Source organism: Streptomyces sp. HB132, assembly GCF_016909575.1.
Classification (GTDB): Bacteria; Actinomycetota; Actinomycetes; order Streptomycetales; family Streptomycetaceae; genus Streptomyces.
Genome location: NZ_JAFBGA010000008.1, coordinates 11,841 through 37,376, shown reverse-complemented (window position 1 = coordinate 37,376; position 25,536 = coordinate 11,841). Strand labels below are relative to the sequence as shown.

At 69.8% G+C, this 25,536-nt stretch carries 23 protein-coding genes; 7 read left to right on the top strand and 16 right to left on the bottom strand.

Annotated elements, in window-relative coordinates:
- Nucleotides 1-9: 9 nt before the first annotated feature.
- Nucleotides 10-2,094, bottom strand: a complete 2,085-nt coding sequence (locus JOC24_RS19160) for an N-6 DNA methylase (RefSeq protein ID WP_205021565.1) — start codon at nt 2,092-2,094, stop codon at nt 10-12.
- A gap of 389 nt (nt 2,095-2,483) precedes the next feature.
- On the opposite strand from JOC24_RS19160, the gene JOC24_RS33355 reads away from it, so the two are divergent.
- Nucleotides 2,484-3,872, top strand: coding sequence for a hypothetical protein (locus JOC24_RS33355; RefSeq protein ID WP_239580676.1), 1,389 nt, complete (start codon nt 2,484-2,486; stop codon nt 3,870-3,872).
- A 226-nt stretch (nt 3,873-4,098) separates the two neighbouring features.
- Here the strand turns inward: JOC24_RS33355 and JOC24_RS19150 are convergent, their stop codons facing one another.
- Nucleotides 4,099-5,442 (bottom strand): class I SAM-dependent RNA methyltransferase, encoded by a 1,344-nt coding sequence (locus tag JOC24_RS19150; RefSeq protein ID WP_205021564.1) that lies wholly within the window; start codon nt 5,440-5,442, stop codon nt 4,099-4,101.
- Between the two features lie 103 nt (nt 5,443-5,545).
- Nucleotides 5,546-7,597, bottom strand: coding sequence for an APC family permease (locus tag JOC24_RS19145; RefSeq protein ID WP_205021563.1), 2,052 nt, complete (start codon nt 7,595-7,597; stop codon nt 5,546-5,548).
- A gap of 388 nt (nt 7,598-7,985) precedes the next feature.
- On the opposite strand from JOC24_RS19145, the gene JOC24_RS19140 reads away from it, so the two are divergent.
- Nucleotides 7,986-8,654 carry a potassium channel family protein gene (locus JOC24_RS19140; protein ID WP_205021562.1) on the top strand — a complete coding sequence of 223 codons (669 nt, stop codon included), beginning with the start codon at nt 7,986-7,988 and terminating at the stop codon, nt 8,652-8,654.
- A complete protein-coding gene (locus JOC24_RS19135; protein ID WP_205021561.1) occupies nt 8,654-9,331 on the top strand; it encodes a potassium channel family protein in 678 nt (225 codons plus the stop codon). The genes JOC24_RS19140 and JOC24_RS19135 overlap by 1 nt, the downstream gene beginning before the upstream one ends.
- A 75-nt stretch (nt 9,332-9,406) precedes the next feature.
- Here the strand turns inward: JOC24_RS19135 and JOC24_RS19130 are convergent, their stop codons facing one another.
- The 7 genes from JOC24_RS19130 to JOC24_RS19100 form a co-directional block, all read right to left on the bottom strand.
- The gene (locus JOC24_RS19130) at nt 9,407-10,177 is read right to left on the bottom strand and encodes a DUF3159 domain-containing protein (RefSeq protein WP_205021560.1); all 771 of its coding nucleotides are present in this window, start codon (nt 10,175-10,177) and stop codon (nt 9,407-9,409) included.
- Between the two features lie 3 nt (nt 10,178-10,180).
- Complete coding sequence (locus JOC24_RS19125; protein ID WP_205021559.1) at nt 10,181-10,597, bottom strand: OB-fold nucleic acid binding domain-containing protein; 417 nt, start codon at nt 10,595-10,597, stop codon at nt 10,181-10,183.
- 79 nt (nt 10,598-10,676) lie between these two features.
- Nucleotides 10,677-11,384, bottom strand: coding sequence for a response regulator (locus JOC24_RS19120; RefSeq protein WP_205021558.1), 708 nt, complete (start codon nt 11,382-11,384; stop codon nt 10,677-10,679).
- A gap of 55 nt (nt 11,385-11,439) precedes the next feature.
- A complete protein-coding gene (locus tag JOC24_RS19115; RefSeq protein ID WP_205021557.1) occupies nt 11,440-13,983 on the bottom strand; it encodes a sensor histidine kinase in 2,544 nt (847 codons plus the stop codon).
- Between the two features lie 217 nt (nt 13,984-14,200).
- Nucleotides 14,201-14,971 carry a DUF3710 domain-containing protein gene (locus JOC24_RS19110; RefSeq protein WP_205021556.1) on the bottom strand — a complete coding sequence of 257 codons (771 nt, stop codon included), beginning with the start codon at nt 14,969-14,971 and terminating at the stop codon, nt 14,201-14,203.
- 1 nt (nt 14,972) lies between these two features.
- A complete protein-coding gene (gene dut / locus JOC24_RS19105; RefSeq protein WP_205021555.1) occupies nt 14,973-15,500 on the bottom strand; it encodes a dUTP diphosphatase in 528 nt (175 codons plus the stop codon).
- Nucleotides 15,500-16,084 carry a PaaI family thioesterase gene (locus JOC24_RS19100; protein WP_205021554.1) on the bottom strand — a complete coding sequence of 195 codons (585 nt, stop codon included), beginning with the start codon at nt 16,082-16,084 and terminating at the stop codon, nt 15,500-15,502. Before JOC24_RS19100 ends, dut begins: the two co-directional genes overlap by 1 nt.
- 58 nt (nt 16,085-16,142) lie before the next feature.
- Here JOC24_RS19100 and JOC24_RS19095 point away from each other — a divergent pair, with 58 nt between their 5' ends.
- Nucleotides 16,143-16,598, top strand: a complete 456-nt coding sequence (locus JOC24_RS19095; protein WP_205021553.1) for a DUF3093 domain-containing protein — start codon at nt 16,143-16,145, stop codon at nt 16,596-16,598.
- Between the two features lie 11 nt (nt 16,599-16,609).
- On the opposite strand, the gene JOC24_RS19090 is transcribed toward JOC24_RS19095, so the two are convergent.
- The 4 genes from JOC24_RS19090 to JOC24_RS19075 all read right to left on the bottom strand — a co-directional run bounded on the left by JOC24_RS19090 (nt 16,610) and on the right by JOC24_RS19075 (nt 20,191).
- Entirely contained in the window at nt 16,610-17,575 is a 966-nt protein-coding gene (locus JOC24_RS19090) for a hypothetical protein (RefSeq protein ID WP_205021552.1), read from the bottom strand.
- Nucleotides 17,576-17,587: 12 nt separating this feature from the next.
- Nucleotides 17,588-17,884 carry a DUF4193 domain-containing protein gene (locus JOC24_RS19085; protein ID WP_003965732.1) on the bottom strand — a complete coding sequence of 99 codons (297 nt, stop codon included), beginning with the start codon at nt 17,882-17,884 and terminating at the stop codon, nt 17,588-17,590.
- Between the two features lie 404 nt (nt 17,885-18,288).
- On the bottom strand, nt 18,289-19,530 hold the full coding sequence (locus JOC24_RS19080; RefSeq protein WP_205021551.1) for a sensor histidine kinase: 1,242 nt from the start codon (nt 19,528-19,530) through the stop codon (nt 18,289-18,291).
- 7 nt (nt 19,531-19,537) lie between these two features.
- Nucleotides 19,538-20,191: a response regulator transcription factor gene (locus tag JOC24_RS19075; protein ID WP_031089418.1), complete on the bottom strand. Its 654-nt coding sequence runs from the start codon at nt 20,189-20,191 to the stop codon at nt 19,538-19,540.
- Nucleotides 20,192-20,555: 364 nt separating this feature from the next.
- Between JOC24_RS19075 and JOC24_RS19070 the strand changes: the two genes are divergently transcribed.
- Nucleotides 20,556-20,729, top strand: coding sequence for a hypothetical protein (locus tag JOC24_RS19070; RefSeq protein WP_167359495.1), 174 nt, complete (start codon nt 20,556-20,558; stop codon nt 20,727-20,729).
- 101 nt (nt 20,730-20,830) lie between these two features.
- Here JOC24_RS19070 and JOC24_RS19065 read toward each other — a convergent pair whose 3' ends face one another.
- Together JOC24_RS19065 and JOC24_RS19060 are read right to left on the bottom strand one after the other, a co-directional pair.
- Entirely contained in the window at nt 20,831-21,631 is an 801-nt protein-coding gene (locus tag JOC24_RS19065) for an inositol monophosphatase family protein (RefSeq protein ID WP_205021550.1), read from the bottom strand.
- Between the two features lie 72 nt (nt 21,632-21,703).
- Nucleotides 21,704-22,828, bottom strand: coding sequence for a ferrochelatase (locus tag JOC24_RS19060; protein WP_205021549.1), 1,125 nt, complete (start codon nt 22,826-22,828; stop codon nt 21,704-21,706).
- Nucleotides 22,829-22,997: 169 nt separating this feature from the next.
- Between JOC24_RS19060 and JOC24_RS19055 the strand changes: the two genes are divergently transcribed.
- Together JOC24_RS19055 and JOC24_RS19050 are read left to right on the top strand one after the other, a co-directional pair.
- Nucleotides 22,998-24,242, top strand: a complete 1,245-nt coding sequence (locus JOC24_RS19055; protein ID WP_205021548.1) for an MFS transporter — start codon at nt 22,998-23,000, stop codon at nt 24,240-24,242.
- Complete coding sequence (locus JOC24_RS19050; RefSeq protein WP_205021547.1) at nt 24,202-25,521, top strand: D-arabinono-1,4-lactone oxidase; 1,320 nt, start codon at nt 24,202-24,204, stop codon at nt 25,519-25,521. Before JOC24_RS19055 ends, JOC24_RS19050 begins: the two co-directional genes overlap by 41 nt.
- Nucleotides 25,522-25,536: the final 15 nt, after the last annotated feature.

The window sequence follows — 25,536 nt, the reverse complement described above, 5'->3', positions numbered from 1 at the left end:
GTGGCCGCCTCATCGGCGCAGCTTTCCGCCCGCGAGCCCGTCCCCGAGACCCCGAATAAGGCCCTCGCCCACCGCTGCCAGGGAGCGGAATGCTTCCTCAAGTGCCAGCAGTTCCTTGAAGGCTGCCCCGTACTCCCGCTGCTCGGCGAGAGAAAGCTGCAGCACCTGCAGTTTGCGTACGTCGATACGGGCCGAGCTGGAAGTGTGGGAGCCGGCCTGTCGCGCGTTTGCCGGAGCACGCAGGCAACCTGCGAGGAACCAGGGATCGAGGATCTCAGGATCCGGTCGCAACGCGTAGAGCTGGGGTCCCAGCACCATGGGCGTGTCTTCTTGGACCCAGACGCGATATGCCCGCTCGACACCCGCCACGATGACATCCCCGGGCTCGGCCACAGTGAGCGATCCAGCGCTGAGGCCCTCCTCCACCTCGGCTGCTGCCAGCCAGCTCCCCGGCCAGACTCCCAGGATGAGGTCGGGAACGCTAACGACCGGCACCGCACCGTCCGGTAGTGCGTCGCGGTGTAGGAGCTCGCTGGGAAGCGTCTGCCCTTGCCATAGCTTGAGCGCGCGAGCGCGGTCCAGGTCCGAGACCGTGACAGTGGACGCAACGTCGTCGTCCGCCGACAGGGCGATCGCCGCAAGGGACCGGGAATAGCTGCGCACCTCGTCGAGCAGGCCGTCCAGGCGGCCCCAGGATTCATGGAGCTTGGCCTGGGCCTCCATCGCCGTCTCTGGTACATGGCGGGCGGGCGTGAGATCTGTCTGCTCGTCGAGTAGGTCCATCACGGGGATGATGACGCACCCCTCCGGCAGGTGCTCCTTCGCTCCCCTCCTATGTTCCCCAGACCAAGAATGAGCGTGCACCGCATCGAGTACGCGTCCGCTCAACTTCGGCCAGTCGATGCTCTGAGCTCTCCGGGACGCCCCCCGCGAAGTGGCCGCGTCAAGCAAGAACAGACCGTCGCCGGAAACCGGCCCGCCAGCGGTTGATGGTGCCTGGAGAATCCACAACTGTAGTGAGACGCTGTGTGGTTGCGCGGCCCCGGCCGGAAGCGCAACCACTCCCCGCAAGACGCCCGTGCGCAGCAGCGCACTGCGAATACGCCTGCCCGCACGCCGGGAGGCTACCGCCGGCGGCAGGAGAAGGACGGCCACACCGCCGGATGCAAGTCTCGCCAGTGCGTGCTCGATCCAGGCAAGTTCGGGCTCGGTCCTCGGCGGCAGTCCGTAGACCCAACGGGGATCAGTGGCCAGTTCCTCGTGACCCCAGTCGCGCGCGTTGAACGGAGGGTTACACACAACGATGTCGGCCTGTTCGGCATCCTGTGGGTCTGCGCGAAGCGAGTCGCCTGCCCTGATCTCGGCGACTACACCGCCCCTGCATGCCCGGGCGAAACCAAGGCGGGCCGCCGCTAGCGCGGCAAGCACAGGATCGACGTCGGTCCCGAGAAGGACCAGAGCTGCGGAGTCAGCCTCCGCCCCGTGCTCTCTCATACCCTCGTCAGCAGCCAGGAGCAGCCCACCGACGCCACATGCGGGGTCGAGTACGACCGTTCGCGTACTCCTGCCCCCGGCCCCGTCGGCCCTGACGGCCAGAGCGATGTCCACCATTAGCTGACCAAGTTGATTTGGAGTCGTGCTGACCTGCCGCACATGAACATCGAGCCAGCGCGACAGCAGGAAGTCGAAGGTCTCGCGGCCTCCCTCGTAGCGTGCGGCGTCGACCGTTTCATCCACTACCTGGGCGGCCTCTTGTGGAAGGGAGGACTGCACAGGAACCGCCTGGTCCACGCCATCCGCGGCGAGGAGGCGCCGACCGGCTTCCGCAAGCGCCGCGCCCATCACCGCACGGTCTCCCAGAACCTCGTAGAGCGGCCACAAACGCTCCCGCAGCCGGATCCGCTCGATCTTCCCGTTCGCGTGGAGCCATTGTTCGACGTCGGCTAGAGAGAACTGCGGGCTGGCATCCGTCCCACCGACAGGAGTCGGGAACGAATCGTGCCGGCGCCGCCAGTTGCTTACTGCTGCTCGACCAACACCCGCGATCCGTGCGATTCCAGCCAGTGTGACGGGCGCATCGATGGCGTTGGGCATGCGATTCTCCGAGCTCGGGGCGATTTTCGGACGGGTTTGGCGTGCGTACCATCACCGTAGTCCAGCCAACCAGGCCAGGGCAATCATTGACTGAGTTCACAACACCTCACCCCTGCAAAGCCCCTCCCGCATGGCCATCATCACGCGGCGAACGACTCACAGATGGAGTCGACTATTGATCTTTAACCTGTGCGGCGCGGACGTGGGTCCGTTGACTTCTTCGTTCGTCGTTTCACGGAGCCTGATTTCTGACCGTGTGCACGTCGCTGTAAACAGCCGTGCGGCACGTCTCATTCGAACGAAGATCCTCTCATGATCCCCGGAATTTCTGCAGAAGCGACGGGCATTGCCTCTCAGGCAGCAAGCCCGGGGAACCGCAGGAGGACGACATGCACGGGGACCTCAACGAGCGACAGCAGACCGTGCTCGACTGGGTGGGCCAGGGGTGTCCCGACGGAGTCTGGCCGGACAGCACTTTCAAGGTCAGCGCTCAGGCACTGCAGAGTCGCGGACTCATAAGAATCACCAAACGCCGAGGGCATTGGAGTGCCAACCTGACTGACAAAGGGCGGCAGCATCTCACCGACCGCGGCATCTGCCCCGTCGAGCAGAACGCTGCACCATCCGCGCAGCCCAGCCGCAAACCGGCACCGCCACGCCCCAAGACCGCACCCAGGGCCCGTACGAACTACACAGACCAACTCCTCGAAGAACTGGCCGCGAACGACGGCTGCCTCATCAAGCCCATCGAACCCGGCCCACACGCAGTGAATTGGACATCACGAGTGAACACCGCCCGCAAGTCCGGCAAGATCCCGCGCACACAAGAGCTCTACGCATACCGCACCCACCGCGGCTACGAAATCAAACTCGCCGACATCCCCGCCTGGCGCCTCGCCGAACTCACCCCGCTCCCCGTTCCGGCCAGACTCACCAAACCCCACTCCCTCGTGGCCGCCCTCCAACAACGACCACAGCCCATGGGGCTCACCAAATCCATCCAAGGCCGAGCCCTGCGCATCATCCAGGCCCTCATCATCGCCACCGAATCACAAGGCCATAAGGCAGCACTCGGAACCACGCAAGGCGCACCCCCACCCCACCGTCGCCGCAGCGCACCACCGCACTTCACCATCACCGCCCAAGGCGAAAGCGTCGGATTCCTCGTCCTTCAAGAACAGGACCGCAGCGAACACATCCCCACCGACAAGGAACTCGCCGACGCCAAGAAGCACTCATGGATGCGCATCGCCCGCTTCGACTACACCCCCTCAAACCGCCTGCGCTTCATCCTCCGCGGCGGCAGCCCGCACCGTGCGAGCGAATGGGCCGATGTCCCCGACAGGCCACTGGAAGACCAACTCGCCGAAATCGCACAAGAAGTCGACCTCCGCGGCAAAGCCGCAGAACACAAACGCCTTGCAGACCAGCAAGCCAGGGAAGCCCAGCAGAGGCGCTGGGAAACCGCCATGGAGGAAGCGCGCACCGCATACGCCTACGCCTATCGCGTCAAGCACCTCGAAGAACAAGCAGACGCCTGGCACCAGACCAAGCGCCTGACCGAATACGTCACAGCAGTACGCGACCACGCCACATCGCTGCCACCCGGACAGGAAAGAACAGAGATCGAGGCGTGGCTCGCCTTCACGGACGCCCGGCTCCAGCACCTCACCGAGTCCGCCGCAGCGCCGAAGCTGCCCACCCCACCCAAGCCCAGCGCCGACGACCTCAAGCCATTCCTCGGCCACTGGAGCCCTTACGGACCCCGTGCCTACTAAGCCTTAAATCAGGCCATATCGAGCACCGGTTCACCAAGAGGCGGTAAAGAGGGAGCCCCCTCAAGCCGCACTCGACACACCGCCACCTGCAGGTATGACCACCTGACGCCTCATCAGGACGTGCGTCAAACGTGCGTCAGACGTGCGTCACGTGCGTCGAGTATGCGTCAAGATATCGCCCGTAACGCACACAACGCACATAACGCCCACTCGGCGAAACCGCAGGTCAGACGCCCTTCGCGGCCGGTTCAAGGATCGCGACGCACTCGACATGATGGGTCATCGGGAACAGGTCGAACGCCCGCAGCGTCCGCACCCGGTACCCCCCGTCCCGGAAGTACGCGATGTCCCGGGCCAGCGCCGCCGGGTCGCACGCCACGTACGCGATGCGGCGCGCCCCCAGGGCGGCCAGCTGCTTCACAGTGGCCTTGCCGGCGCCCGCGCGCGGCGGGTCCAGGACGATGAGGTCGCACTCGGTAATGCCCGTGCGCGGCAGGACCTGGTCGACCTTGCCGTGCTCGATGCGGACCCGGTCCAGGTCCTTCAGGTTGTGACGGGCGTCCTCGACCGCGCGCTTGCCGGACTCGATGCCCAGCACCGCGCCCTTCTCGCCGATCCGCTGGCCGATGGCGCCCGCGAACAGGCCCACACCGCAGTACAGATCGAGCGCCATGTCGTTCTTGCGGGGCAACAGGCCCTGCATGACCGCGCGGACCAGCGTGTCCGCCGCCTGGGGGTGCACCTGCCAGAAGCCGCCCGAACCGACGCGGTACGTGCGGTCGTCGGCGCGCTCGCGGACGAAGGCGCGGCCGTGGACGCGGTGCACGCCGCCGTCCTTCTCCTCGACGCGGAGCACGGAGACGGGCTTGTCCAGCTCGACGAGCGGGAGCCGGCCACCCTCACGCGGGGTCAGGATGACCTGGCGGTCGTGGGAGCCGGTGGCGGAGATGGCCTCCACCGTGGCCATCTGCGGCCAGTCCTGCTTCTCGATGCCGAGCTCGGAGACGCCGGGGGCGGCGATCAGGCAGTGGTCGATCGGCTGGACCTCGTGCGAGCGGTGCTTACGCAGTCCCACCAGGCCGTCCTGGTCGACGGCGTACTGGACGCGCGTGCGCCAGGCCGGGACCTCGCCCGGCGGGAGCTTGTCGCCCTCGGCCGGCATGACCGTGCCGTCCCAGTTGGCCTCCTCGGGCGTGAGGCCCGCGAGGCGCTGGAGCTGCTCGGCGATCACTTCGCCCTTGAGGCGGCGCTGCGCGCCCGGCTTCGCGTGCTGCCAGTCGCAACCGCCGCACTTGCCGGGGCCCGCGTACGGGCAGGGGGCCTCGACGCGGTCCTTGGAAGCCTCGACGACCGTGACCGCGTCGGCGCGCAGGAAGCGCGAGTCGGTGTCGCCCTCGGTGACCCGGGCCACGACCTTCTCGCCGGGGAGGGTGTGGCGCACGAAGAGAACCTGGCCCTCGGACGTGCGGGCGATGCAGTGGCCGCCGTGGGCGACGGGGCCGACCTCGACCTCGTACTCCCGACCGATCAGAGACTCCCCGGCCTGCGACGACGTGGATTCGTTCTGCATGAGGGGGTGGCTCCAGAGATCAGGAAAAGGGAAAACGGCCGGACAACAGCCCACCAGTCTACGTGGGTGGAAGCCGGCCGCTTACCACAGGCGGAGCGCGGAGTCAGCCCTTGCGGGTGGGTTCCTTGTGGTGCCGCCGCTCCACGGGACCGCGGCGCACCGAGCCCGGAGCGCTCCAGTCGGCACGCCTCCTGGCCCGCACCTTCGCCGCCTCGGAGGACTCCAGCTGGTACGGCACCGACGTCACCATCACGCCCGGCGTGAACAGGAGACGGCCCTTCAGCCGCAGTGCGCTCTGGTTGTGCAGCAGGTGCTCGTACCAGTGGCCGACCACGTACTCCGGGATGTAGACGCTGATCACATCGCGCGGCCGGTCCTTGCGCAGGCCCTTCACGTAGTCGATGACCGGGCGGGTCACCTCACGGTACGGCGAGTCGAGGATCTTCAGCGGGATGTCGATGCCGCGCCGTTCCCAGTCCTCCTTGAGCGCCTTCGTCTCGGCGTGGTCGACACTGATGGACAGCGCCTCCAACTGGTCGGAGCGCACCAGCTTGGCGTACGCGAGGGCGCGCAGCGTGGGCCGGTGGAGCTTGGAGACCAGGACGATCGAGTGGACGCGCGAGGGGCGGATGCTGTCGTCGGGCCGGGTCTCCGGGGCGGCGATCTCCTCGGCGACCCGGTCGTAGTGCTTGCGGATCGCGGTCATCGTGCCGAAGAAGATGACCATGCCGAGCAGCGCGACCCAGGCACCGTGGGTGAACTTGGTGGCGAGCACGACGACCAGGACCAGGCCGGTGAAGAACGCGCCGAAGGTGTTGATCGCCCGGGAGCGGACCATGTGCCGTCGCGCCGCGGGGTCCTTCTCGGTACGCAGATGACGGTTCCAGTGACGCACCATGCCGGTCTGGCTGAGCGTGAAGGAGACGAACACACCGACGATGTAGAGCTGGATCAGCCGGGTCGAGTCGGCGCCGTAGATCCAGACGAGCAGGATCGCGGCGCCGGCGAGCAGCACGATGCCGTTGGAGAAGGCCAGCCGGTCGCCGCGGGTGTGGAGCTGGCGCGGCAGGTAGCGGTCCTGGGCGAGGATCGAGCCGAGCAGCGGGAAGCCGTTGTACGCGGTGTTCGCGGCGAGGAAGAGTACGAGCGCGGTGGCCGCCGCCAGGAAGACGAAGAGGAACGTGCCCTCGCCGAAGACGGCTGCGGCGACCTGGGAGATCACCGGGTCCTGGACGAAGCTCTCACCGACGGCCGCGCCGTTGTGGATCAGGTCCTTCGCCGGGTTCTCGGCCATCTTGACGTCGGTCGCCATGGCGAGACCGATGATTCCGCAGAACATGGTGACGGCCAGCAGGCCCATCGCCGCGAGGGTGGTCGCCGCGTTCCTGCTCTTCGGCTTGCGGAAGGCGGGAACCCCGTTGCTGATCGCCTCGACGCCCGTCAGGGCCGCGCAGCCGGAGGAGAACGCGCGCAGGAGCAGGAAGACGAGCGCGAACCCGGCGAGCCCCTGGTGCTCCGGCTTGATCTCGTAGTCGGAGGTGGGGGCGTGCATGGTGTCGCCGAGGATCACCCCACGGAAGGCACCCCAGAGGATCATGAGGAAGACCCCGGCCACGAACAGGTAGGTCGGGATGGCGAAGAGCTTGCCGGACTCCTTGACGCCGCGCAGGTTCATCAGCGTCAGCAGCACGATGGCCCCGACGGCGCAGAACGTCTTGTGCTCGACGACGAAGGGGATCGCGGAGCCGAGGTTCTCCACGCCCGAGGCGATCGACACCGCGACGGTGAGGACGTAGTCGACGAGGAGGGCACTGGCGACGGTCAGGCCGGCCTTCGGCCCGAGGTTGGTGGTGGCGACCTCGTAGTCGCCGCCCCCGCTCGGGTAGGCGCGCACGTTCTGCCGGTACGAGGCGACGACGGTGAACATGAGGACCACGACCGCGAGCGCGATCCATGGGCTGAAGTGGTACGCCGACACGCCCGCGATGGACAGCACGAGGAGGACTTCCCCGGGTGCGTACGCAACGGAGGACAGCGGGTCGGATGCGAAGACGGGGAGGGCGATGCGCTTGGGAAGGAGCGTTTCCCCCAGCTTGTCGCTGCGCAGCGCCCGGCCGATCAGGATCCGTTTGGGCACGTCGGTCAGTTTGGACACGGTGTGGATCGTAAGCGCTGCTGGGACACGCCACCGAAGCACCACCCCCTCCGGACCGGGAAAACCTTCATAATCACCCGCCCCCACCGGAAAAGTCCATGGAATCCTTAACGAAATCCTTGCGGCGCGGTAGCGCGGGAGCCCTCGGCCCGGCTCTCTCGCACACTCCCCCGGCCGCGTCCCACCCGTCGCGCGCGTCCCCTTTTGCTCATCGGCCCGCGGGGTACGCACACTCGGATGAGGCGGTGTCGGCGTCGCCGCATAAGCTCATCCACGGGCAACGCCGAAGGTGGTTGCCCCATTGTTTGCCCCGCAAGCTGAGAGAGAAGTGTGAGCAGGGTGTTTTCGCAGGTCATCCGGACGACCAGGACGGCGAGGTAGGCGCAAGGTGCACATCGTCATCATGGGCTGCGGGCGCGTCGGAGCCGCCCTCGCACAGACCCTGGAACAGCAGGGGCACACGGTCGCCGTGATCGATCAGGACCCCACGGCGTTCCGGCGCCTCGGTTCCGGTTTCGGCGGCAGGCGCGTCAGCGGCGTCGGCTTCGACCAGGACACCCTGCGTGAGGCGGGTATCGAGGAGGCCGGAGCGTTCGCGGCCGTCAGCAGCGGCGACAACTCCAACATCATCGCGGCCCGGGTGGCCCGCGAGATGTTCGGCATCGAGAACGTCGCGGCTCGCATCTACGACCCGAAGCGCGCCGAGGTCTACCAGCGCCTGGGCATCCCCACCGTCGCGACGGTCCGCTGGACGGCGGACCAGATGCTGAGGCGGCTGCTGCCGTCGGGCGCTGAGCCCCTGTGGCGCGACCCGAGCGGTGGTGTGCAGCTCGCCGAGGTGCACACGACGCCGTCCTGGATCGGGCACAAGATCAGCACTCTGCAGGAGGAGACGGGCGTCCGCGTCGCCTTCCTCACCCGCCTGGGTGAGGCCATACTGCCCACCTCGCAGACGGTTCTGCAGGAGGGCGACCTCGTCCACGTGATGATGCGTACGGACGAGATCGCGAAGGTCGAGGAGGCCTTTGCCGAAGGTCCCGAGGAGGGCGGTCACTGATGCGCGTCGCGATTGCCGGGGCCGGTGCGGTGGGCCGTTCCATCGCGGCCGAGCTCCTGGAGAACGGGCACGAAGTGCTGCTGATCGACAAGGCGCCGACCGCCATCTCGGTGGAGCGCGTCCCGATGGCCGAATGGCTCCTCGCGGACGCCTGCGAGATCACGTCGCTCGACGAGGCGGCGCTCCAGCGGTGCAACGTCGTGATCGCCTCGACGGGTGACGACAAGGTCAACCTGGTCGTGTCGCTGCTCGCGAAGACCGAGTACGGCGTCCCGAGGGTCGTCGCCCGGGTGAACAACCCGAAGAACGAGTGGCTGTTCAACGAGTCCTGGGGCGTCGACGTGGCCGTCTCCACTCCGCGGCTGATGTCCGCCCTGGTCGAGGAGGCGGTGAGTGTCGGCGATCTGGTCCGGCTGCTGCGCTTCAGCCACGGCGACGCCAACCTGGTCGAGTTGACGCTGCCCCCGGAGTCGGCACTGGCCGGCATCAGGGTGGGGGATGTGGACTGGCCCGTGGACACTTCACTCGTCACGATCATCCGCGGCACCCGGGTGCTGACGCCGAGCCCCGAGGAGACCCTGGAGGCCGGTGACGAGCTGCTGTTCGTGGCCGCCCAGGCCCGCGAGGAGCAGCTGGAGGACCTGTTGTCGGTCCGCCGCGAGCCCGCCGAGGACTGAGCGGGCGGTACACCTGCGTGTGGGGCCCGGACCGTGCCACGGTCCGGGCCCCACACGCATGTACGTCGTCGTGCGTCAGAACTCGGAGTTACGGGCCTCCGCGGCCCGGGCGCTCTGCTCCGCCTTGCGGGCCTTCTCGGCCCGCTCCTCGGCCTCCATCTCGGCGAAGACGTCGATGGGCGGCGGCGCCTTGGCGAGGAAGACCCAGGTCAGGTACACCGCGAGCAGGAACGGCGGGATCTTGAGTGCGACCAGCACCCACCCGAGCTGGGCGGTGTCGGCCCACCAGTAGAGCGGGAAGAGGATCGCGCACTTGGCGAGGAGGATGAACCCCCAGGCGTAGCTGGCCTTGGCGTACGCCTTCTTGCGGCCGGGGTTCCTGGTGCGCCAGGAAAGGTTCTCCTTGAAGACCGGGCCGAGGATGAGGCCGATCAGCGGCACGCCCGCGAGGGTCGTGACCAGGTACGCGGAGGCCAGGCCGAGCGTGTAGATCATGCCCGGCAGGTAGAAGTCCTTGGCGTTGCCCGTCATCTTCGCGAAGAGCACACCGAACCCCACCCCGAACACGCCGCTGAAGGCGTGCTTGACGGTGTCCTTACGGATCAGCCGTACGACGACGAGGGCGAGGGAGACCGCCAGAGCCGCGACGGCCGACGCCGTCAGGTCCTTGTTGATGGTGAAGACGGTGACGAAGAGCAGCCCGGGAAGGACTGTCTCCACCATGCCGCGCACGCCGCCGAAGGCCTCGAAGAGCGCGGCTTCCGTGACCGCCTTCGCGTCGGCGTCCTGCTGGTCGGTGCGGTGGGGCTGGTCCGTATCGGACGTCGGCTTGTCGAGAGACGTCACCGGCTACTCCTTGCCGAGTGGTCGGAGTTCGTATTTGGGGTTGAACAGCACCCGGCGCCCGTGACTCATGGCCACGCGGCCCGACGCGATGAGCTTGCGGCCGGGCTCGATGCCGACGATGGAACGCCGGCCCAGCCAGACCACGTCGAGCGGCGCGGTGCCGTCGAAGAGCTCAGCCTCCAGGGCGGGCACTCCGGCCCGCGGACGCAGGGTGACGGTCCGCAAGGTACCAGTGACCTTCACGATCTGGCGGTCCGTGCACTCGGAGATGCGCGTGCACCCCGACGCGTGCGTGTCCTCCTGCAGTTCTTCGGACTCGAGGTCCTCCTGGGAGGTGGACAAGCGGTCGAGCATGCGACGGAAGCGGCCGGACGGCCTCTCCGCCCTGCCTGCCTTCTCGGATCGGGGAACAGCGCTCATACCCGAAGGGTACCGGTCTCCTGTGGTAGGGGCTGGCCCGGACGGATCCACCCGAACGAGTGAGCCGGTGTCGGGCCGGTCACTCCTGAACAGGCCGTCCCCGCTCGAAGCGATAGCCCATGCCGGGCTCGGTCACGAAGTGTCTGGGGTGCGAGGGATCCGCCTCCAGCTTCCGGCGCAGCTGCGCCATGTAGACCCGCAGGTAGTTGGTCTCGGTGCCGTACGAGGGGCCCCAGACCTCCTGGAGCAGCTGCTTCTGGCTGACGAGCCGCCCGTCGTTGCGGACGAGGACCTCCAGCAGGTGCCACTCGGTCGGTGTCAGCCGCACGTCGCGGCCCTCCCTGTGGACCTTCTTGGCCGCGAGGTCCACGGTGAACCCCTCGGCCTCGACGATCACCGAGCCGTCGCCGCCGTCCTGGCCGACCGGTTCCGCCCGGCGCACGGCGGCGCGCAGCCGGGCCAGCAGCTCGTCCATGCCGAAGGGCTTGGTGACGTAGTCGTCGGCCCCGGCGTCCAGGGCCTCGACCTTCTCGTCGGAGGTGTGGCGGGCGGAGAGCACGAGGATCGGCACCCGGGTCCAGCCGCGCAGCCCCTTGATCACCTCGACGCCGTCCATGTCCGGCAGCCCGAGGTCGAGGACGACGACGTCGGGATGGCGCGCCGCGGCCAGTTGCAGGGCGGTCGCCCCGTCGGGCGCCGCGTCCACCTCGTACCTGCGCGCCTTCAGGTTGATCACGAGGGCGCGTACGATCTGCGGCTCGTCGTCGACCACGAGGACCCGGGTCATCGCGGACCTGCCTTTCCGGAATACGTGTACGGGGTGGGGGCGGACCCCCGGGACCTCATGAGGTGATGCGCGCGGGCGGTACGGGGCCGGCCCGCACCTGGCCCGGCGCGGCGGTGAGCGTGAGGACCATGGTGAGCCCGCCGCCCGGGGTGTCCTCGGCGTCCAGCGTGCCGCCCATGGACTCCACGAATCCACGGGCCACGGCGAGACCCAGGCCGACTCCGGCGCCGCGCGGGGCGTCGCCGTACCGCTGGAAGGGCTCGAATATGCGTTCCTTGGCCTCGTCGGGGACCCCGCGGCCACGGTCGGCCACCCGCAGCTCGACGCGTTCCCCCAAGGAGCTGGCGGCGACGGTGACCCGGTCCCGGCCGGGGCTGTACTTGACGGCGTTCTCGACGATGTTGGCCACGGCACGCTCCAGGAGCCCCGGGTCCACGGCGACCATGGGAAGCGTCTCGGGGATGTCCAGGTCGACGCTGCCCTCGGGTACACCGCCGAGCGCCATCGGGACGACCTCGTCCAGGTCGAGTTCGCGGATCAGCGGGGTGACCGTGCCGGTCTGCAGGCGTGACATGTCGAGCAGATTGCCGACCAGGTGGTCCAGGCGGTCGGCGCCGTCCTCGATGGCCGCGAGGAGCTCCGCCTCGTCCTCGTCGGACCAGGAGACGTCGTCGGAGCGCAGGGAGCTCACGGCGGCCTTGATCGCGGCGAGGGGGGTACGCAGGTCGTGGCTGACCGCGGCGAGCAGCGCGGTCCTGATGCGGTTGCCCTCGGCGAGCCGCCTGGCCGCCTCCGCCTCCCCCACCAGGCGCTGCCGGTCGAGCACCACCACGGCCTGCGCGGCGAAGGCGCCGAGGACCCGGCGGTCCTCCGCGGGCAGCACGCGGCCGGAGAGCGCCAGTGCCATGTGGTCACCGACGGGCATGTCCACATCCGCGTCGTCGGGCCGGGCCACCGGTGCGGGTCCGACGGATCCTGCGCAGGTCCAGGGATCGACGTCGCTCTGCCGCTCCAGGAGGGCGACGGACTCCATGGCGAACGTCTCGCGCACCCGGCCCAGCAGGGCGTCGAGGGCGGTCTCGCCCCGCAGGACGCTCCCGGCGAGGGTGGAGAGGATCTCCGACTCGGCGCGCAGCCTGGCCGCCTGGTGGGTTCGGCGGGCCGCCAGGTCGACGACGGAGGCGACCGCCACCGCCACCGCGAAGAAGATCACGATGGCGACGAAGTTCTCCGGGTCCTGCACGGTCAGGGTGTGCGTGGGCGGCGTGAACCAGTAGTTCAGGAGCAGGGAGCCCACCGCCGCCGACGCGAGCGCGGGTGCCAGGCCGCCGAGGAGGGCGGCGGCGACGGTCAGGAAGAGGAAGAGCAGGACGTCGTTGGCGAGCCCCGGCCCGTTCTCCAGACCGTGCAGGAGCAGCGACAGGAGAGCGGGTCCGCCGACGCCGGCCAGCCAGCCCGAGATGATCCGGGTGCGGCTGAGCCGGGCTCCCCGCGCGATGGGCAGCCCGCGCCCCTTGGCGACCTCCTCGTGCGTGACGATGTGGACGTCGAGGTCGGGGCCGGACTCGCGGGCGACGGTGGCGCCCACCCCGGGGCCGTAGATGTACTGCCAGGTCTTGCGGCGGCTGGAGCCGAGGACGATCTGGGTGGCGTTGACACCACGGGCGAAGGCGAGGAGCGCGGAGGGTATGTCGTCGCCGATGACGTGGTGGAAGGTGCCCCCGAGATCCTCGACGAGCGTGCGCTGGACCGCGAGCTCCTTGGGCGAGGCGGAGGTGAGTCCGTCGCTGCGCGCGATGTACACGGCGAGGATCTCGCTGCCCGATCCCTTCGCGGCCATCCGGGAGGCGCGGCGGATGAGCGTTCGGCCCTCGGGGCCTCCGGTCAGTCCGACGACGATGCGCTCACGGGCCTGCCAGGGGGCGCTGATGTCGTGTTCGCCCCGGTACTGCTGGAGGTATTCGTCGACCCGGTCGGCCACCCACAGGAGCGCGAGTTCGCGCAGCGCGGTGAGGTTGCCGGGACGGAAGTAGTTGGACAGGGCCGCGTCCACCCTGTCGGACTGGTAGATGTTGCCGTGGGCCATGCGTCGGCGCAGCGCCTGGGGCGACATGTCGACCAGCTCGACCTGGTCGGCGCGGCGTGCGACCTCGTCGGGGATGGTCTCCTGCTGTCGCACGCCGGTTATCGACTCCACGACGTCGCCGAGGGACTCCAGGTGCTGGATGTTGACGGTGGACACCACGTCGATGCCGGCCTTGAGGAGTTCCTCGACGTCCTGCCAGCGCTTGGCGTTGCGTGAGCCCGGCACGTTGGTGTGCGCGAGTTCGTCCACGAGCGCGACGGCCGGCGCCCGTTCCAGGACGGCGTCGACGTCCATCTCCGCGAAGACACCCGAGCGGTACTCGATGTCCCGGCGCCGGATCTGCTCCAGGCCGTGCAGCAGCACCTCGGTACGTGGCCGGCCGTGGTGCTCCACGAAGGCGACGACGCAGTCCGTGCCCCGCTCCACCCGGCGGTGGGCCTCGGACAGCATCGCGTGCGTCTTGCCGACGCCGGGTGCCGCACCCAGGTAGATCCGAAGCTTGCCGCGTGCCATGGCCCCATCGTCTTCTCTGAACAAGCCCCCGCGGACGCGGGAGCCTGTGTCGAAGTTACCCCGAGAATTTCCGGCATATGGGGTCAGGGCCGGACGTGGGGACCGTTTTGACGGGACCCTGATACGCCGCCGCCGGCGTGGGGACCGCGTCGGGAAAGGCCGGTGGGCCGCACCCCGAGGGGTGCGGCCCACCGGCCGGAACGGAACAGGGGTGCGGTCAGCGCACCTCGGTGATCTCGGGCCCGCGCTGGAGCTGACCCATGCCGCCGGAGAACTTCGAGCTCTCCTGGTCCTCCTGCTGCACGCCCTCGGGCACCATCTGGGCGTCGTTGGGAAGCTTGAGGACGATCGGGTCACGCGGGGCCATGGGGCCGTCACCGCGGACGACCACGGTGTCCCGGAAGATCGTCTCCAGCAGACCGGCGGCCTCCGGCTGCACCGCGCCCTGGCCGGAGATCACTCCGCGCAGGAACCAGCGCGGGCCGTCGACTCCGACGAAGCGCACCAGCTGTACGCCGTTCTTCCCGTCCGGAAGCTGTACGGGGACCTGGGCGCGCAGTTCCCAGCCCAGCGGGCCCTCGACCTCGTCGATGATCCCGCCCTGCTGCGTGATGCCCGAGGCGATCTCGTCGCGCACCTCGCCCCAGATGCCCTCCTTCTTGGGGGCGGCGAAGGCCTGCAGCTGCACCGCGCTGTCGCGCAGCACGACGGTGGCCGCGACGATCGCGTCACCGGCGACCTCCACCCGGAGCTCCATGCCCTCGACCCCGGGCACGAAGATGCCACCCAGGTCCACCCGGCCCTCGCCGGGCTGGGAGACCTCGGAGATGTCCCACGGCCCGTCCGGGCGGGGAGCCGGCGGAAGGTTCGTGCGGCGCGAGGAGCCCTCGGCCCCGGTGTCGTCGAGCTCGTCGGCGACCTGCTCGGCCTCGCGCGCTTCGCCCGCCGTGTCCTCGGCGGAACCACTGTTCTTGCGACGTCCGAACACGTCAACGTCCTTCCCGGTCGGGTACGACCGAAGCGTAGCTGTTCCCACCCTGGTTGTTACCGCCCGTGACACCGTCCACGGCGGCGTGACCGCCGGTGGATCCGAAGCCCCCCTCGGCCCGCGCCGAGCCGGGGAGCTCCGTCACCTCGTGGAAGCGCACCTTCTCGACCTGCTGGACGACCAGTTGGGCAATCCGGTCGAACCGTTCGAACCTCACGGTCTCGCGTGGGTCGAGATTGACCACGATGACCTTGATCTCTCCACGGTACCCGGCATCGACCGTCCCCGGGGCGTTCACGAGGGCCAGTCCGCAGCGGGCCGCGAGCCCCGAACGGGGGTGCACGAAGGCGGCGTAGCCGTCGGGCAGCGCGATCGACACCCCGGTGGGGAGGACCGCCCGCTCGCCCGGGGCGAGCTCGGCGGCCTCGGTGGTGACCAGGTCGGCGCCGGCGTCGCCGGGGTGTCCGTAGCCGGGGATCGGCACGTCCGGGTCGATCCGGCGGATGAGCACGTCGACGGGGTGGCGCATCAGGGGTTCACCTCGAAGGCGCGGGCACGCCGGATCTGGTCCGGGTCGGACATCGCGGCCTGGATCTCCTCCGGCCGTCCGTTGTCGATGAAGTGCTCCACCTTGACCTCGATGAACAGGGCTTCGGCACGGACCGCCACGGGCCCCTCCGGGCCGCCGGTCCGCCCCGTCGCACGGCAGTAGATCTTCCGGCCGTGGACGGCGGTGACCTCGGCCTCCAGGAAGAGCACCGTGTCCACCGGCACCGGCAGGACGTAGTCGGTCTCCAGCCGGCCGGTCACCGCGATGACCCGCAGCAGCCAGCTCAGCGCGCCGAGCGTCTCGTCCATCGCCGTGGCCAGGACACCGCCGTGGGCCAGTCCCGGAGCGCCCTGGTGGGCGGGCTTCACGGTGAACTCCGCCGTGACGCTCACGCCCTCTCCGGCCGTCGCCTGGAGGTGCAGTCCGTGCGGCTGTCCGTCACCGCAGCCGAAACAGTGTTCGTAGTGGGAGCCGAGGAGCGCCCCCGGCGCGGGGGCGTCGGGATGGCGGACCGGCCTCACCGCGTCGGCGGGGGGTGTCAGACGTGCAGATGTTCCACTCACAGGCGCAGACCTTACCCGCGCGGCCGAGCGGGGGCCGCGCCGTGCCAAGCTTGCTCTCATGCAGCCTTCCGCACCTCCCTTCGACGAACGTCTCACAGCGCCCCGTTCGTGGTGGTTCATCGCCTTCGGCATCGGGGTCGCGTGCGCGCTGATGTTCCTGCCGCTCGGCCTCCTGCCGATGCTCGGCGCCCTGGTCGCCGGTACGGCCGCGGCGTGCGCGGGCGTGAGCTCGTACGGCTCCGCGCGGATCCGTGTCGTGGCGGGTGCCCTCGTCGCGGGTGATGCGCGGATCCCGCTGGAGGCGCTCGGCGACGCCGAGGTGCTGGACGGGGAGGAGGCGCGTGCCTGGCGCTCGTACAAGGCGGATCCCCGCGCGTTCATGCTGCTGCGCAGCTACGTCCCGACGGCGGTGCGGGTGAAGGTCACGGATCCGGCCGATCCGACGCCCTACGTCTATCTGTCGACCCGGGAGCCGCAGGCCCTGGTGGCCGCCCTCGCGCCCGTACCCGTCTGACGGACGGCGGGTCAGCGGCCGGGGTCGTCCAGGCCCTCGGGCAGCTCGGCGACGGGCTCCGCCGGCTTTTCCAGCGGGGGGAGCTCGGGGAGACGGTCCCAGGGGACCTGCTGGCCCCGCAGGTCGTTCCTGACCCGGTCGGCGAGCTTCCTGGTGTCCCTGCGGTTCATCAGCGCGCCGATGGCGGCACCGATCATGAACGGGATGAGGTTCGGCAGGTCGCGCACGGTGCGCTTCATGATCTGCTGGCGCAGTTCGCGCTTCATCTGCCCGCCCAGCGCCGCGTTGAGCGTCGTGGGGCGTGAGACGTCGATGCCGCGCTCCTCCGTCCATGACGTCAGGTACGCGGTGCTGCGCTGGCCGAGGTTGCCGGGGGGACGCCGGCCGTAGACCTCGTGGAGCTCGGCGACGAGCTTGAGCTCGACGGTGGCCACTCCGGTGATCTCGGCTGCCAGTTCGGCGAGCATGGCGGGTGGTACGGGCATCATCGCCGCCGCCCCGATGCCCGCGCCGACGGTCGCCGTGGCGTTGCAGGCGCCCGCGACGAGTTTGTCGGCGAGCTCTTCGGGGCCGAGGCCGGGGAACTGTCTGCGCAGGGTGGCGAGATCCCGCACGGGAACCCGGGGAGCCGTGTCGATGATGCGGTCGGCCACCAGGCCGACTGCGGCCGCGGCGCTCTCCGTGCTCCTGCGTACGCCTCGTCTCAGTGTGTGCAGGCGGCCGGAGCCCTCGGGGGGCTGCGCCGGTCCGTCCTGCCCGGGTCCGGGTGGCTGGTCGGCCGCCCCTACCGCTTCGAGCGAGGCCGGGGGGCCCCGCTCGTCGTCAGGTGTGCTGGTGCTGCCGGGAGAGGCAGGCAGGGCGGCCTGGTGCTCGGCAGTGGGCCTCTCGCCCTCCGCCGGGCCTGCGCCGCCCTGATGTGCCTCCGACGACTTCGTGCGCCGCAAGCGCCGCTTCCGGAACGGTGTGTCGCCTGCCACGGCCGGCCTGCCTCAGTCGCAGTCGCGGCAGATGGGCTGGCCGTTCTTCTCGCGCGCCAGCTGGCTCCTGTGGTGCACGAGGAAGCAGCTCATGCAGGTGAACTCATCGGCCTGCTTGGGCAGGACGCGCACAGCGAGCTCTTCGTTGGACAGGTCTGCGCCGGGCAGCTCCAGTCCCTCTGCCGCGTCGAACTCGTCCACGTCGACGGCGGATGCCGTCTTGTCGCTCCGACGAGCCTTGAGCTCTTCGAGGCTGTCCTGGTCCACGTCGTCGTCGGTCTTGCGTGGGGTGTCGTAATCCGTTGCCATGTCGCTCTCCCCCTCATGGGTGTCTGCGGTGTCTCAGCGCACGTAACGCGTGAGAGGCCGGACTTGTGCCCGACCTGAGGCGGAGATTTTGCCTCACATCAAGGTCTGTTACTCAATCGACACCCAACCGGATCTCTCGTGAGCGATCAGCTTGGGTGGCGATGGGGACCGTACACGGTCCTATTGCTGCTGTTCACGGGCGCCACCCCGTGTACTTCCCGTGATATCACCCCCCGGAAACCCGGACGTTTCCAGGCTTTCGGGGAGAGATGCGATCACGGAGAGTAGAAGGACCCGAAATCGCTTCTGTGATCGATCACACAAGGGTGAAGCGAGCACGAGGGCAGAAAATTCCGCTCAAAGCGAACAGAGGGATCCAATACGGCTTCGCACCGCGAAGCCTCTCAGACCGGAAGGGTGACACGCATCACGAGACCACCGCCCTCGCGGGGCTCCGCGATGATACGGCCTCCGTGCGCCCTCGCGACGGATCGCGCGATCGACAGGCCGAGCCCCACCCCCTTGTCGCTGCCGGTCCGCTCCGTGCGCAGCCGCCGGAACGGCTCGAAGAGGTTGTCGATCTCGTAGGCGGGTACGACGGGCCCGGTGTTCGAGACCACCAGGAGCGCCTGCCCGTGCTGGAGCTCGGTGGTGACCTCCACCCAGCCGTCCCGCTCCACGTTGTAGCGCACGGCGTTCTGCACGAGGTTCAGCGCGATGCGCTCCAGCAGGACACCGTTGCCCTGGACCACGGCCTGGGCCCGCTCGCCGCGGACCTCGACCTTCCTCGTGGCCGCCTCGGCCCTGGTCTGGTCGATGGCGCGGTCGGCGACCTCGGCCAGGTCCACGGGCTTGCGTTCGACGATCTGGTTGTCGCTGCGGGCGAGCAGGAGGAGGCCTTCGACCAGCTGCTCGCTGCGCTCGTTGGTCGCCAGGAGCGTCTTGCCGAGCTGGTGCAGTTCCGGTGAGGCCTCAGGGTCGGAGAGGTGGACCTCCAGGAGGGTGCGGTTGATCGCGAGGGGTGTGCGCAGTTCGTGCGAGGCGTTGCCCACGAACCGCTGCTGGGCGGTGAAGGCCCTCTCCAGGCGGTCCAGCATCTCGTCGAAGGTGTCCGCGAGCTCCTTGAGCTCGTCGTCCGGGCCGTCCAGCTCGATGCGGCGGGTCAGGTCCGTTCCGGCCACCCTGCGGGCGGTACGGGTGATCCGGCCCAGCGGGGACAGGACACGGCCCGCCATGGCGTAGCCGAACGCGAAGGCGATGATGCTGAGGCCCACCAGGGCCAGCAGCGCCCTGTTCAGCAGGCTGTCGAGGGCGTGCTGGCGCTGCGCCGCCGTGCACTCCTTGATCGCGTCGTTGAGCTGGCTGTTGTTCAGCGCGGAGCCGAGCTGCGGGCACATGTCGCTGGAGATCTGCACGTTGGTGCCCTTGACCTGGAATTCCAGGCCCCCCGCGTCGTGCAGGGCCTGGGCGGCCAGCATGTAGATGATCGAGAGCAGCAGGATGCCCGCGATCAGGAACATCCCGCCGTAGAGCAGCGTGAGCCGTATCCGGATGGTCGGACGCAGCCACGGGTAGGGGGCCTCCTGCTGTTTGGGCTCCCAGGTCGGCTTCGGAGGCGTCGCGACAGGGCCCGGGGAGGCTGCCATCACGCCCTCAGATCCGGTATCCGGAACCGGGGACGGTGACGATGACGGGTGGCTCACCGAGCTTGCGGCGCAGGGTCATCACCGTCACCCGCACCACGTTGGTGAACGGGTCGGTGTTCTCGTCCCATGCCTTCTCCAGCAGCTGCTCGGCCGAGACGACCGCGCCCTCGCTGCGCATCAGGACCTCCAGGACGGCGAACTCCTTGGGGGCCAGCTGGATCTCCTGCTCGTCCCGGAAGACCTCGCGGCGGTTGGGGTCGAGCTTGATGCCGGCCCGTTCCAGCACGGGCGGCAGGGCGACCGTGGTGCGGCGCCCCAGGGCACGCACCCGCGCCGTCAGCTCGCTGAAGGCGAAGGGCTTGGGCAGGTAGTCGTCCGCGCCGAGCTCCAGCCCCTCGACCCGGTCGCTGACGTCCCCGGACGCGGTGAGCATCAGCACCCGGGTGGGCATGCCGAGCTCGACGATCTTGCGGCAGACGTCGTCCCCGTGGACCACCGGGAGGTCCCGGTCCAGCACGACGACGTCGTAGTCGTTGACCCCGACGCGCTCCAGGGCCGCCGCTCCGTCGTAGACGACGTCGACGGCCATGGCCTCCCGGCGCAGCCCGGTGGCCACCGCATCGGCGAGCAGCTGCTCGTCCTCGACGACGAGTACGCGCACGGCGCAGTCCTTCCCTAGATCTCCGAAAAAACGACGAGCGGCCCACGTTCCGGCCGCTCGCCGCACGTCAGCGGCACCGACTGTGCGCGTCCATCCTGCCCGTAACGCGCATAAACCGGCGGTAAGACGACGCGGTGCGGACCGCCGCTCCGGGGAATTGATCGGATTTCCGGGCCAGTTGAGGTTTCTCGCGGGCCCGCGACGGGGAGGACGCTCTCACACCCCGCGATCACGCCCTGCATGTGGCGTGCCACAGCCCGTCCTGCTTCCAGAGGGACTGCGTGATCACCCGCGCTCCGGCCCACGTGCCGGAGACCCACCGGGCACACCCCCGTGCCACCGACCCACGATGAGGGGGCGCTCCATGGACGCTTTCACCGCAGGCCTGCTGCAACGCATCAAGACCACCGAGTCCGACCTCACCAGGGCTCGCGAGACGGGCGACGACTTCCTCGCGGACGTCGAGCAGGGAGAGCTGGACGACCTGCACCGCCTCGCCGCCGAGCACGGAGTGGAGATCAGCGCCACAAGCGTCTGAGCCGCCACGAGAGGGCCCCGGGAGCCTTGACGGCTCTCCGGGGCCCTCCTCGCGTGTCCGACGGCTCCCCGGGCTCCACAGCGGGTCCGGGCAGACGTACGTCAGTCGTGCCAGGCGCCCAGTTCCTCGAGGAGTGCCTGCAGCGGCTCGAAGACTCCCGGGGTCGCCGCGACCGTCAGGTCACCGTCCGCGGGCCGTCCGGGCCGTCCCCCGGTGAGGGCGCCGGCTTCCCGGGCGATGAGGTCGCCCGCGGCCACGTCCCACGGGTGCAGTCCACGCTCGTAGTAGCCGTCGAGGCGACCCGCCGCGACGTCGCAGAGCTCGATGGCCGCCGAACCCCCGCGCCGGATGTCACGCAACCGGGGAATCAGCCGCTGGGCCACGGCCGCCTGATGGGCGCGTACCTCGGTGACGTAGTTGAAGCCGGTCGCCACCAGGGCCTGGTCGAGGGGGGCCGTGGGCCGGCACTTCAGCGCGTCCCCGTTCCCGTACGCGCCGCCGCCGAGCACGGCGTGGAACGTCTCGCGCCGCATCGGGGCCTCGACCACGCCGACGACACGCTCGCCGTCGCGCTCGGCTGCGATGGAGACGGACCAGGTCGGGAGGCCGTAGAGGTAGTTCACCGTGCCGTCGAGCGGGTCGATGACCCATCGGACACCGCTGCTGCCCTCGGCGCTGGCGCCCTCCTCGCCGAGGAAACCGTCCGTGGGGCGGCGCTCGGAGAGGTAGCCGGTGATCAGCTTCTCCGCCCGGATGTCCATCTCGGTGACGACGTCGATCGGGCTGGACTTCGTCGCGGCGACCCCGAGATCGGCGGGGCGGCCGTCACGCAGCAGCGCGCCGGCCCTGCGGGCCGCCTCCAGGGCGAGGTCGAGCAGTTCGGACAGGAGGGGGTCGGTCACAACGCTCCAGAGGTGGTGTCACGGGGCCGGGACGGGCGTACCGGCCCCGCGGCGGCGGGAGGTACCTGCGGACTAGAACGGGCTGTCGGCACCGGCGGCGGCGGGCTTGGGGGCCCGCGCGGGGCAGCAGCCCACCGGACAGAGGTCGTGGGAGGGACCGAGTGAACCCAGGGCGCACGGTGCGACCGGACGGCCCCGCTCGGTGGCGGCACGCTCCAGGACGAGTTCGCGTACGGCAGCCGCGAACCGGGGATCCGCACCCACCGTCGCCGAGCGGCGCACCGGCAGACCGAGCTCGGCGGCCTTCGCGGCGGCCTCCGTGTCGAGGTCGTACATCACCTCCATGTGGTCCGAGACGAAGCCGATGGGGGCCATGACGACCGCCGGGACACCGTCGCCGTGGAGGGACTCCAGGTGGTCGCAGATGTCGGGCTCCAGCCACGGGATGTGCGGGGCACCGCTGCGCGACTGGTAGACGAGCTGCCACGGGTGGTCGACGCCGGTCTCCTCGCGCACGGCCTCGGTGATCAGCCGGGCGACGTCAAGGTGCTCGGCCACGTAGGAGCCGCCGTCGCCGTGGGTCCCGGCCGGCCCGGAGGTGTCGGCCGCGGCGGTCGGGATGGAGTGCGTGGTGAACGCGAGGTGCGCCCCCGCCCTGACCGCGTCGGGGAGGGTGGCGAGCGACGCCAGGACGCCGTCCACCATCGGCCGTACGAAGCCGGGGTGGTTGAAGTAGTGCCGCAACTTGTCCACCCGGGGCACCGGGAGCCCTTCCGCCTCCAGGACGGCCAGCGACTCCGCCAGGTTCTCGCGGTACTGGCGGCAGCCGGAGTAGGAGGCGTACGCGCTGGTGGCGAGCACGGCGATGCGGCGGTGTCCGTCCGTGATCATCTCTCGGAGGGCGTCGGTGAGGTACGGGGCCCAGTTCCGGTTGCCCCAGTACACCGGCAGCTCGAGGCCGTGCTCCGCGAAGTCCGTGCGCAGCGCGTCCAGCAGCGCCCTGTTCTGCGCGTTGATCGGGCTGACGCCGCCGAAGAGGAAGTAGTGCTTGCCGACCTCCTTGAGCCGTTCTTCGGGGATGCCCCGGCCACGCGTGACGTTCGACAGGAACGGGACCACGTCGTCGGGTCCTTCGGGGCCGCCGAAGGACAGCAGCAGGAGAGCGTCGTAGGGAGCGGGATCACGCAGATCGGACATGCACCCGATCCTGCCACCCGCCGCCGACAGTCCCGCAACCGCCGTCGGCGGGTCGTCGCGGGCGCGGCCGCCGGTTACGGCCTCACCCGCTGCGCCTCGGACGCCCGCAGGCGAGGTCGTAAGCTGTGTCGGCCCCCGTACACCTGACAGGCTTTCCCGGAGCTCCCCCTTGCCCAGCCCCTACCGCGCCATCTTCTCCGCCCCCGGAAGCCGGGAGTTCTCGGCGGCCGGATTTCTCGGCCGGATGCCGCTGTCCATGATGGGGATCGGCGTGGTGACGATGATCTCCCAGCTCACCGGGCGTTACGGACTGGCGGGTGCGCTCTCCGCGACGCTCGCCATGGCGGCGGCCGTCATGGGCCCCCAGGTCTCACGGATGGTCGACCGGTACGGGCAGCGCCGCGTGCTGCGGCCCGTCACGCTGTCGGCGGCCACCGCTGTCGCCGGGCTGCTGGTCTGCGCGCAGCAGGGGCTGCCCGACTGGACCCTGTTCGTCTTCGCCGCGGGCGCCGGCTGCGTCCCGAGCGTGGGGTCGATGGTCCGGGCGCGCTGGGCCGAGATCTACCGGGATTCCGGGCGCCCGCTGCACACCGCGTACGCGTGGGAGTCGATCGTCGACGAGGTGTGCTTCATCTTCGGACCCATCGTCTCCATCGGGCTGTCCACCGCCTGGTTCCCGGAGGCCGGCCCCCTGCTGGCCGGCCTGTTCCTGGTGGCCGGTGTCTTCTGGCTGACGTCCCAGCGGACCACGGAGCCCCGGCCGCACCCGAAGGAGCACCACACCGGCGGCTCGGCGCTCCGTTCGTCCGGGCTCCGGGTGCTGGTGGTCACCTTCGTCGCCACCGGGGCGATCTTCGGGGCGGTGGACGTGGTGACGGTCGCCTTCGCCGAGGAGCGCGGCCACAAGGCGGCGGCGAGCCTCGTGCTCGCGGTCTACGCCCTGGGCTCGTGTCTCGCCGGAGCGGTCTTCGGCCTGCTGCACCTGCGGGGGAAGCCGTCCACCAGGTGGCTGGCCGGGGTGTGCGCGATGGCCGTGAGTATGATCCCCCTCCAACTGGCCGGGAGCCTGCCGTTCCTGGCCGTGGCGCTCTTTGTCGCGGGCCTCGCCATCGCACCGACGATGGTCACCACGATGGCCCTCGTCGAACGGCACGTGCCACGCACCCAGCTCACCGAGGGCATGACCTGGACCAGCACCGGGCTCGCGGTCGGAGTGGCGCTCGGCTCCTCTGCCGCAGGCTGGGTGGTCGACGCCTCGGGGGCCGGGGCGGGGTACGCGGTGCCCGCCGTGGCGGGAGCGCTCGCGGCCGCGGTGGCGCTCCTGGGGTATCGCCGGCTCTCGGAGCCGGCTCCTACGGGAGGGCGCGGGGAACATGACAGACACCTACGCACGGACGGCGAGCACGTGGCGTAACTGGGCGGGCAACGTCACCGCCCGGCCCGCGCGCGTGGAATCCCCCGCGTCGGTCGACGAGCTCGCCGAGGTGCTGCGCCGTGCGTCCGGGGACGGCCTGACGGTCAAGCCCGTCGGCACCGGTCACTCGTTCACGGCGACCGCGGCCACCGACGGGGTCCTCATACGCCCGGACCTGCTCACCGGGATCCGCGACATCGACCGCGCGGCGATGACCGTCACGGTCGAGGCCGGCACCCCCCTGAAGCGCCTGAACACCGCGCTCGCCCGTGAGGGGCTCTCGCTCACCAACATGGGCGACATCATGGAGCAGACGGTCGCCGGGGCCATCTCCACGGGCACCCACGGCACGGGCCGCGACTCGGCGTCGGTCGCGGCGCAGATCCGCGCGCTGGAGCTGGTCACGGCCGACGGCACGGTGCTGCGGTGCTCCGCCGACGAGCACCCGGACGTCTTCGCGGCGGCCAGGATCGGGCTCGGGGCACTCGGCGTGGTCACCGCGGTCACCTTCGCGGTGGAACCGGTCTTCCTGCTGACGGCCCGCGAGGAGCCGATGACCTTCGACCGGGTCACGGCCGATTTCGACCGGCTGGTCACGGAGAACGAACACTTCGAGTTCTACTGGTTCCCCCACACCGGCAACTGCAACACCAAGCGCAACAACCGGAGTGCGGGCCCCGCCGCTCCGCCCGGGCGGGTGAGCGGCTGGATCGAGGACGAGCTCCTGTCCAACGGGATCTTCCAGGTCGCCTGCTCGCTCGGCAGGGCGGTCCCGGGGGCCATCCCCTCCATCGCCAGGATCTCCAGCCGCGCCCTGTCGGCCCGTACGTACACCGACATCCCGTACAAGGTGTTCACCAGCCCCAGGCGGGTGCGCTTCGTCGAGATGGAGTACGCCCTGCCGCGCGAGGCGGCGGTCGGGGCCCTGCGCGAGCTCAAGGCGATGGTGGAGCGCTCGCCGCTGCGGATCAGCTTCCCGGTGGAGGTCCGCACGGCACCCGCCGACGACATCGCACTCTCCACGGCCTCCGGCCGGGAGACCGCGTACATCGCGGTCCACCTGTACCGGGGGACGCCCTACCACTCGTACTTCACCGCCGTCGAGCGGATCATGACGGGATACGACGGGCGTCCGCACTGGGGCAAGATCCACACCCGGGACTCAGGCTACCTGGCCAGGGCCTACCCGCGGTTCGGCGAGTTCGCGGCCGTACGCGACCGGCTCGACCCCGGCCGGCTGTTCGCCAACGACTATCTGCGCCGCGTGCTCGGGGACTGAGACCGTGGGGACGAC